The 6,871-nt window shown below is 39.3% G+C and carries 7 protein-coding genes; 1 reads left to right on the forward strand and 6 read right to left on the reverse strand.

Annotated features, from left to right (window positions below):
• Positions 1 to 79: 79 nt before the first annotated feature.
• Positions 80 to 784 carry a hypothetical protein gene (locus tag I6F53_RS15990; protein ID WP_197240248.1) on the reverse strand — a complete coding sequence of 235 codons (705 nt, stop codon included), beginning with the start codon at positions 782 to 784 and terminating at the stop codon, positions 80 to 82.
• Between the two features lie 379 nt (positions 785 to 1,163).
• Here I6F53_RS15990 and I6F53_RS15995 point away from each other — a divergent pair, with 379 nt between their 5' ends.
• A complete protein-coding gene (locus I6F53_RS15995; protein ID WP_197240253.1) occupies positions 1,164 to 2,321 on the forward strand; it encodes a benzoate/H(+) symporter BenE family transporter in 1,158 nt (385 codons plus the stop codon).
• A gap of 85 nt (positions 2,322 to 2,406) precedes the next feature.
• On the opposite strand, the gene I6F53_RS16000 is transcribed toward I6F53_RS15995, so the two are convergent.
• The 5 genes from I6F53_RS16000 to I6F53_RS16020 all read right to left on the reverse strand — a co-directional run bounded on the left by I6F53_RS16000 (position 2,407) and on the right by I6F53_RS16020 (position 6,639).
• A complete protein-coding gene (locus I6F53_RS16000; RefSeq protein WP_197240255.1) occupies positions 2,407 to 3,456 on the reverse strand; it encodes a DUF2955 domain-containing protein in 1,050 nt (349 codons plus the stop codon).
• Between the two features lie 9 nt (positions 3,457 to 3,465).
• Positions 3,466 to 4,530 carry an HlyD family secretion protein gene (locus tag I6F53_RS16005; RefSeq protein ID WP_197240256.1) on the reverse strand — a complete coding sequence of 355 codons (1,065 nt, stop codon included), beginning with the start codon at positions 4,528 to 4,530 and terminating at the stop codon, positions 3,466 to 3,468.
• A gap of 8 nt (positions 4,531 to 4,538) precedes the next feature.
• Positions 4,539 to 5,006 carry a MarR family transcriptional regulator gene (locus I6F53_RS16010; protein ID WP_197240258.1) on the reverse strand — a complete coding sequence of 156 codons (468 nt, stop codon included), beginning with the start codon at positions 5,004 to 5,006 and terminating at the stop codon, positions 4,539 to 4,541.
• Positions 5,007 to 5,138: 132 nt separating this feature from the next.
• Positions 5,139 to 6,023, reverse strand: a complete 885-nt coding sequence (locus I6F53_RS16015; RefSeq protein WP_197240260.1) for a spermidine synthase — start codon at positions 6,021 to 6,023, stop codon at positions 5,139 to 5,141.
• Complete coding sequence (locus I6F53_RS16020) at positions 6,016 to 6,639, reverse strand: fused MFS/spermidine synthase (protein ID WP_197240261.1); 624 nt, start codon at positions 6,637 to 6,639, stop codon at positions 6,016 to 6,018. Before I6F53_RS16020 ends, I6F53_RS16015 begins: the two co-directional genes overlap by 8 nt.
• Between the last annotated feature and the right edge of the window lie 232 nt (positions 6,640 to 6,871).

Below are 6,871 nucleotides of genomic sequence, written 5' to 3' on the forward strand. Positions count from 1 at the left end.
TGGTTGATTGTCTGAAAAGCAGACACACTAACGCTGCCTTATAGTGCGGCTTTAGTTGTTTTTATATTTCGATTATTGGTTAGCCATCAATTTTTGGTGCAAATATATCGATGCTTTTATCTGATTTGGGTTTTGGTGCGGTTACTTCATGCTCTATATGGCTTTTATATAAATCGCGTTTTGCTGCAATCCATCCGTACTTACCTTTACTTTCGAATACATAGTTGCCAGAGGGCGCAGTAAATTGGCCATATACGGCATCTTTACCTACCGTTAAAACAGTATTGTGCATACGTCCATCAACACCGACTATTTTGCCAAATATGCTCTTATCGCCATTTTCAGACTCAACCACATTAGTCACCTCTGCGGTGAATGTTTCGGCTGTTTGCGGAATAGCTAAATCAAAGTTTTCGCCAGTTTCTAACGCCTGTAAAGAATTTAAATCAAACTCAACATAGGCTTCGTTATGTAAGTCGGTAGGTAAAACTTTTGCGTTTATAAGCACTTGCTTTGCTTTGTCGGATAGGCGATTTATGGCATCAAACTCTTCAAATGGAACGCTGTTGTCAGGTGTTACAACCGGCTTAACGGTAATAGGATCTTTACTCATATCAATAGGTGCTGGGGCGTGTGTATTGCGTGTTTTTTGTAAATCAATAGGAACAAAATCAATAGCAACAGGCGCGATAGGCTCTACCGCTTTATCTGTATCAAAAAATAGCCCATAAACGGCAAATGCCGATAATGGAATAGCAATTAATAAGATGACAGATCTCTTCATTTGTTTCTCTTTTAGTGTTTTTGGTTAACTATTTGTTACTTTTTATATTATTAATTAGATTAGATCAAGATAATAAATGTAACCGAAAAGAATTAATTCTCTATTTTATAATCCCCTATAAAATATGAGGATATTTATTATTGGTGTGTTTTTTGCTCTTTTTGGTATTGGTTATTTGTAGAGACTACGCGGGCTATGGCTTCTTTATGGGTACTTGTTTGTTTCGTTAAATACAATGATTAAAAGTGTCTTTTTGGTCCTAATTACAATGAAAAATAAAAGGTGACTTTTTTTCACTCTTTGTAAACTAATCGCTAATTGCAAAGCCATTATCGGGCACGTATGTTGTGTACTGCATAAATGGAATTAAGAGGGATATATGAAAGTGTCTGATCAGTTGCTCAACCGAATTACAGCAGGACTTGTGGCTGTCATTATTGGTTTTTCGAGTTCTATTGCACTGATTTATCAAGTAGTGATAACTCTTGGCGGTACGCCAGATTTAGTTGCTAGCTGGATTTTAATGCTCGGTTTAGTGATGGGTATAACGTCAATTGGCTTATCGTACTATTACAAAGTACCTGTTTTAATTGCGTGGTCTACCACCGGAGCCGCATTACTTATTTCAAGTGCGCAGGGCTATAACTTAAATGAGGCCATTGGCGCATTTATGCTTAGTGCATTGCTGGTGTTTTTATCGGGGGTTACGGGCTGGTTTGAAAAAATAATGAACCGTATCCCAAGTGAACTGGCGTGTGCCATGTTGGCAGGTGTACTTGTTACCTTTGGCATAGACGTGTTTAATTTTATGAACGACATGCCGTTAGTGATTGGCTTAATGGTTGTTATGTACTTTATTGGTAAACGTTTTTTTGCTCGTTTTGCAATGTTAAGTGTACTTATTATAGGTGTACTACTTGCTTGGCAAATGGGCCATATTGATACCAACGAACTGCACTGGAAAATGAGCGAATTTGCTTATATTGAACCTGTATTTCACTTGCAAGCATGTATTAGCATAGGTTTACCTCTTTATATAGTTACCATGACTTCGCAAAATTTACCGGGCATTGCTGTTTTAAAAGCACATAAATATAAAGCGCCTATATCGGCTACCTTAAACGTGACTGGTCTTGTGAATATATTCACAGCGCCATTTGGAGCCTACTCTATTAATTTAGCAGCCATTACCGCTGCAATATGTATGAGTGATGAGGCTGATAAAAATCCTGACAAACGTTATTGGGCAAGCATTGCCGGTGGTGTGTTTTATATTTTAATGGCGCTGTGCGCGGCTACATTAGTCGGGTTGGTAGCAAGTTTACCGCAGGCACTTATTTTAGCTTTGGCGGGCATTGCGCTATTTGGCACTATTGCTAATAGTTTACAGCAAGCCCTTGGTAGTAATGAATATACCGAGGCTGCCATAGTCACGTTTTTAGTAACTGCGTCTGACTTAACCATGCTCTCAGTAGGGTCTGCTTTTTGGGGGATTATAGCAGGTGTATTTACGGTAATGATCACCCGAAAAGACTAAGGTGACTATTGCTTTAAAAATAAGGTTTAAAAAATAAAATTAAAGGCTGCAATTGCAGCCTTTAGTTTTATAAAGCAAGATTCATTTAATCAAAAGTATGGTGGCGAGTAACGCTAAAACGATTAAGTATATGGTGCATAACATACACGGCGCACAGGCTTAATATTATAGCAACAGATACCGAACTAAACCGATACATTGCACTATAAGTTAAGTCTTGGCCTGGCGCTAGTGAGTTCCCAAATAAAATACCAAACGTAGTCAACACACCAAAACCAATGCCCGGTATGCCTCCACCTAAAATATGAAAACGCGCAAAAAGAAACGAAAGTATCCATAAAATAGCCATCGGAAAAAGTAAAAAGTCTGAGTGGTTATACAAAAATAATTGCGATAGTAGTGCTGCATTACAGCCAATAAGCGTGCCTATTGCTCGTTGCCAAGCAGCCATACCTGCGGCTTTCCAACACAGTGAAAATAAAATAAGTACAGAGGCTGCTTGCGCCGATATTGAGTCTTGTAAATTAAGTATCTGAAAAACCACAAAGGAGAGCGTAGCCACGGTTGAGCATAACAATACCTCATGGCGAATACTTTCTTTTGCTTTAGCTGGCATTACTCGCCCGGGCCTTGCGGTTACATCAGGAAATAGGCCATGCATTAATGCTGCAATAATAACGGTTAAAAATATAGCCAAACCATTAGTTATAATTAGCGGATAAATACTACTTCCTTGGCTAATATAGCTCGAAAAGTGCAGTTGAATAGAAAGACTAACTACACCTAAAGCACCAAATAAAAAGGCACTACCGCTACTCATTTGATAAAATAAAATACAAAAAACACCAAACACTAACAGTGTCATAACGACTGGCAAATGGGAGAATAACCCCTGTATTATTAAAACTACAAAAGCACTAAACGCCGCTGATGCTATAAATTGATTTATAACCCCTCGGCTTAACGTAGGTACCATACCTAATAGCAGCATAGGATAAACGGTAAAAAATATACCATTTGGCCAGTTCATTAATTTACTAATAGTAAAGCCAAGGGTGCACCCACCTGCAATGCGCAATGCTTGGCGAAGGCCATTAGAGTCTAATTGTGGGCCTTGGCTAACAATTTGAGTCATAAAGCTTCCCTAATAAATGTAGTGCAACCAGCTAATAAACCTAATTTGTGCAGAGCCAAACCATTGCCCAATAGTCGATTCTGGCAATAATTGTACTGTTGCACGAGAACCACTTGGCATGTTTGCTATTAAGTCTTGATGATTTACGAGTTTTAAATGAATACGTTGGCGCTGTGCATCGCGTACCCAACGATTGCTGGTCTCAGTGGTACTTAGTAAACCATTTGCACTAAGTTGACCGTTGCTAACACCTGCTTCGAATGTTTCAAGTATTGCGTCGTAAACTTCACCTGGGCGGCTATCAAAGACTACGCGAGCTTGAGTGCCTTGCTTCATATTTGAGAGTGACTTTTCTCTAAAGTCGGCAACTAAATCGGCTTTTTTAGCAACAATAGCTAATAATGGGCTGCCTGCAACAGCGTACGCGCCGTCTAATAATTGTAAGTTAGCAACTACGCCGTCACTTAGTGCACGCACTTGGGTGTAGGATAAATTTAACTCAGCCTGCGCTAACTGGTTAGCAGCATGACGCATAGCAAGGTTTTGAGAACCGCTTTCACCGCGAGCAAGAATAGCCTCAGCTAATTGCGCCTCAAGCGATGCAACATTTGCTTTACTGGCCTCAAAGTTTGCACGAATGCTTTCAAGTTCTTGTTCCGATATAGACTTTTGTTTATAGAGTTTTTCGCCTCTGCTTTTTAATAGTTTTTGCTCGTATTGTTTAGCGTTTGCAGCACTTATTTGTGCCTCAAGCGCTTTAACATTGGTATCAAGACGCTTATTTTGCAATTTAGCATCATCAAGCGCTAGTTGAGCTTGCTCTTTGGCTAAATTATAAGGGCCTTCGTCAATACTAAATAATATATCTCCCGCTTTAACTGATTGGTTATTATTAACTTGCACACTAGTGACTCGGCCACTAATTTGCGGAGATATTTGCACAACAGGGTGGTATACGCGTGCCTGTGGTGTCACAGGCAAAACCATATCGGCCACTAAATAGTAAATAAATACTAAGATAAACCCTATGAGAGAAAACCTTACATAGCGTGCAAACTTTTGATCCGGTGTCATTTTTAGCCTTACTTATTAACTTGAATACATTTAAGGGCGTTTTGCTCTATTTTGATCAAACCAAATGCAATGGCATCTAGCTGTTCAACAGATAAACCGCTGTATAACTGATTTTTTATATCGGAAATGGTTTCTTGCAATGAATGTAAAATGGCATCACTTTGCTCAGTAAAATAGAGTCTTTTACTACGCTTATCATGTTTGTCTACACGGCGAACGATTAACGATTGCTCCTCTAATTGCTTAAGCGTACGAGTAAGTGAAGGCATTTCTATCCCTAAGCTATTAGCAAGTTCAAGTTGTGTTAGCCCTTCACCACGCATATTTATATGCACTAGTGCAGTCCAGCGCGATTGAGTAAGCCCTAAAGGCTCAACGGCAATGGTTACCGCCTCGCGACATAAGCGATGAACTCGGCCCATATTACCGATAACTGTTAAATCGAGCATCTCGTGAAAAGGTTTTTGTGTAGGCATTAGCCATCTCAACATAGTTAGCAAGCTAACTATTTTATCATTACTTAGCTCGCTAAGTAAATGTATGCTGATGGGGGTTAACTGATTTTCTGCTAAACCACACCTGTAAAAGTGGTGAGGTTTAGCGAGGTTTTAAAAGTTAAGTAAATTAGCGGGGGAGTATTGATCGGTAAGTACTTTTGTATCTGCAGGCCAATCTTGATTGTTTTTGGTGCTTTGCATATAGGTACTTATTGCTTTTATATCTACATCGTATTTTTTTAAACGTGGTGCAAGGGCGCTAATGCGCTCGTTAATTTGCGCCTGCGTTGGCATAGTTTTAAGTCCCGCTAAAATAATACGGTTACTACGATTTTCGCGGCTTACATTTATAAAGTCGCCAAATACAGCATGGTAAGTTGCCGACTCATGCTCATAAAGTTTACTGCTCGAAAAGGTATTTGCAGCTATAACGCCGCCTTCGGCTAATACGCTTTGTACTTCTTCAAAAAACTCTTTGGTAAGTAAGTGCTCTGGAATATAGTCGCCGTTAAATGCATCTAAAATAATCCAATCGTACTTTTGCTTTTTAATAGCGGCGCGCTTTATAAAAATGCGGCCATCTTGCACGCTTGATGTCACTAAGTCGTTTTCTATAAAGTTAAAGTAATCGCGTGCAACTTTAGTTACTGCGGGATCTATTTCAACATTATGAATTTTTGCAGTGGGGTATAACTCATGAATAACGTTAGAAAGCGTGCCGCCACCTAACCCTATAATAAGTACATTTTTAGGGTTGTCGGCTACTAAAAGACTAGCAAACGTCAATTTTGTGTAATTAAAAACGAGCTTGTCGGGATCGTTTTTATACATACAGCTTTGGCTTGTTTGGCTACTTTTAGTATTAAATTTAAGGCAACGTAAGTCGCTCGTTTCTTCAACAATAATATTGCGATAAAGCGAGCGTTCTTCATGAATAACCTCGCTCATTGCTGCACCCGAAAAGACGCTTGCAGCTAACAATAAATATTTAAGCATGGGCAAGCTCCTTATTATTAACTAAGGTATTAATAAATATAGCGACTAAGCCGAGTGAGCCAAGCGTTAAAGCAAAGGCGCTAATAATTGTGTTTACGTCAAACGCGAGTACAAAGTAAAAAGAGGTAATAATGGTGCCTAAAGCGCTACCTAGCGTACTTACAAAGTATAAACGCCCAGCCACTTGCCCGCTTTTGTCGCTATCGGTTACCAGTAATCGTACAGAGTAAGGCGAAATCATGCCTAAAATAACGGTGGGTATAAAAAATAAAGCGGTTGACGCTAAGAGCGAGCCGTAACGGCTATCTTCAATATGGGTAAATATAAATTCCATTATTGGTTGCGAAAATAATGTAATAGGCACAACCATAATGCTGGCAATTAAAAATATTAAACCATATTTGGTAAGGGAAGCATTTTTTGTGCTGAGTTTACCGCCAAGCAAATACCCAAAAGATAAACTAAGCATAAACACAGTGATTATACTGCCCCAAATATGTACGCTACTGCCAAAAAAAGGAGCGAGAATTCGGCCTCCTAAAAGCTCAATACCCATAATGCAAAAACCGCTGCAAAAAGCTAAAAAGTAAATCAACGCGTTTGTTTTTAAAGTCATGTAATTATCGTTATGTAACTTAAGTAGAACACTATACTAACGTGATGCATACAAAGCTGCTAGGGCCTGTTGACCTTTCAGGATTAAAATTTGTTCAATCTAGGGGCGATTAAATCGCGGCGCGAGGTTTGTAACCTAGTGGGCTAAGTAAAAACCGAGCAAAGCTTCCGCGTCCTGCTCACGCCCCTTACCTACATCCATGTCATAGGTAAGATCTTAAGAAATTGAGTTG

This window comes from Pseudoalteromonas sp. SWN29, assembly GCF_015864465.1.
Taxonomy (GTDB): domain Bacteria; phylum Pseudomonadota; class Gammaproteobacteria; order Enterobacterales; family Alteromonadaceae; genus Pseudoalteromonas.

Coding starts and splice junctions, on each gene's coding strand:
- I6F53_RS15990 (WP_197240248.1), bottom strand. CDS start 784: ATGAAGAGATCTGTCATCTTATTAATTGCTATTCCATTATCGGCATTT.
- I6F53_RS15995 (WP_197240253.1), top strand. CDS start 1,164: ATGAAAGTGTCTGATCAGTTGCTCAACCGAATTACAGCAGGACTTGTG.
- I6F53_RS16000 (WP_197240255.1), bottom strand. CDS start 3,456: ATGACTCAAATTGTTAGCCAAGGCCCACAATTAGACTCTAATGGCCTT.
- I6F53_RS16005 (WP_197240256.1), bottom strand. CDS start 4,530: ATGACACCGGATCAAAAGTTTGCACGCTATGTAAGGTTTTCTCTCATA.
- I6F53_RS16010 (WP_197240258.1), bottom strand. CDS start 5,006: ATGCCTACACAAAAACCTTTTCACGAGATGCTCGATTTAACAGTTATC.
- I6F53_RS16015 (WP_197240260.1), bottom strand. CDS start 6,023: ATGCTTAAATATTTATTGTTAGCTGCAAGCGTCTTTTCGGGTGCAGCA.
- I6F53_RS16020 (WP_197240261.1), bottom strand. CDS start 6,639: ATGACTTTAAAAACAAACGCGTTGATTTACTTTTTAGCTTTTTGCAGC.